At 68.6% G+C, this 2,121-nt stretch carries 2 protein-coding genes; both read left to right on the top strand.

What is annotated here, in order from left to right:
* On the top strand, positions 1–798 hold a 798-nt coding region (locus WB785_RS01090), incomplete at its 5' end, for a hypothetical protein (RefSeq protein ID WP_424076861.1).
* Between the two features lie 35 nt (positions 799–833).
* On the top strand, positions 834–2,121 hold a 1,288-nt coding region (locus WB785_RS01095; RefSeq protein ID WP_424076862.1), incomplete at its 3' end, for a hypothetical protein.

The following is a 2,121-nucleotide window of genomic DNA, read 5'->3' on the forward strand; positions in this document are numbered from 1 at the left end:
ACATCACGAGCAGCCGATGTGGACGTCTACGTCATCGCCGAAGTGGTTAAACCCGAGGATCGTGCGGCGATCACTGGGGTCGGTCGACCGGTCTTGACGGTGCTGAACAAGGCAGACCTGATCGCTACCAGGCAGCCGGGCCGCCACCCCGACGGGCCGACTATTGCGGCGAGAACCCGCTGCGCGCAGCTTTCCGCGCGTACGGGTGTGCCGATCGAGCCGGTGGTGGGGGTGCTCGCGGTCGCGGTGCTCGACGATTTGGTGGACGACACGATCTGGGCTGCGCTGCAGACGCTGGCCAGCCCACCCGACGAACCGCGGGTGGCGATCGAGCTTCGCCGTCGGCTGCTCGACACCCTCGACGTGTTCGGCGTCGAGCAGGCCCTGGGCGCGATCCGGCGCGGCGCAGCCCGCGATCAAACTTGCGCCGTATTGCGTCGCCTGAGCTGCATTGACGACGTCGTCGACAAGATCGAGTCGGTCGGCGCGCAGGTGCGCTACCGACGATTGCTAGACGCGATAGCTGAATTGCAGACGCTGGCTGTCACCGCTCGGCGAGTGGGCGAGTTCTTGGCTCGCGACGACACGGTGCTGGCCCGGATGGCGGTGGCCGTGGACGTCGTCGAGGCGGCCGGCGTGACCGTCGATCGTTGCGACAGCGCCGACGCGTATCTGCGCCGCGCCGTGGGCTGGCAACGATATAGCCGCGGGCCGGTGGCGGGCTTGCACCGCGCCTGTGGCGCCGACATCGTCAGGGGTTCGCTAAGGCTATGGTCAAACGTCGGGAGTAGAGCGTGACCGACCAGGCAGCAGCGGACACAGCGGTAGATGCAATGGTCGCGGCGATCGGGCCGCGGCTGAGTTCGCCGATCACGGTGCGCCGCGACGTGGTCCTGGTGACCGGTCCCTGGCTGGCCGGGGTTAGCAGCGTGGTCGCGGCGCTGACCAAACGGCTGCCCAAACGCACGTTCATCGAGACGACCGATCTGGCGGCCGGCGAGGCGCCGACGGCGGTGGTGTTCGTCGTTTCGGCTGCTACCCCGTTGACCGAATCAGACTGCCTGCTGCTCGACGCCACAACCGCCGACACCGACGCGGTGATCGGTGTGGTGTCGAAGATCGACGTGCACCGCACGTGGCGTGATGTGCTGGCCACCAACCGCGACGTGCTGGCCGCGCACGCGGCGCGCTACCGCGACGTGCCCTGGGTAGGCGTGGCTGCCCAGCCCGAGGGCGGTAAACCCCGCCTCGACGACCTAGCCGCCGCAGTACGCAAGCAACTCGGCGACGAGACACTTGCCCGGCGAAACAGGTTGCGGTCGTGGGAATCTCGATTGCAGACCGTCGCCGACCGGTACGACCGTGATGCAGACGGCGCCGGCCGGCGAGCACGGGTGCAGGCATTACGGGAGCAGCGCAGCGACATCCTGCGACAGAGGCGGCTGTCGAAATCCGAGCGGGCGATCGCACTGCGCAGCCAGACCCAGCAGGCTCGAGTTCAGCTGTCGTACTTCGCCCGCAACCGCTGTGCCTCGGTGCGCACCGAGTTGCAGGAAGACGCGGGGAGTTTGAGCCGGCGCCAGCTGCCGGAGTTCGAGGCCAATGCCCGCAGCCGGATCGACGAGGTCGTTGTCGAGATGGACGAGGGCATCACCACGCATCTGGCCGACGTCACGCAAACCTTGGGCCTGACGGTCGACCCGCCGGCGTCCACGGCGCTGCCGACGATCGAGATACCGGCGCCACAACTGAAGTCGCGGCGGCTGGAGACCCGGCTGATGATGCTGCTAGGCGCCGGTTTCGGGTTGGGCGTGGCATTGACGCTCAGCCGGTTGCTGGCCGACCTGACTCCCGGCCTGACCGTCGCCGGAGCCGTCGCATGCGCGGCCATAGGGCTTGCTCTTACCGTTTGGGTGGTCGGGACCCGCGGCCTGCTGCGCGATCGCGCGGTGCTCGATCGCTGGGCCGGCGAGGCGACCGCGCAGCTGAAGTCCGCACTCGAGCAGCTGGTCGCCACGCGGGTGCTGTCAGCTGAGTCGTCGCTGACCGCGGCCCTGGGCGAGCAAGACGAGGTCGACAGCGCGCGCGTCGCCGAGCAGGTCGCCGTCCTCGACACCGAGC

The organism is Mycobacterium sp., from assembly GCF_049585075.1.
In the GTDB taxonomy this organism is placed as follows: domain Bacteria; phylum Actinomycetota; class Actinomycetes; order Mycobacteriales; family Mycobacteriaceae; genus Mycobacterium.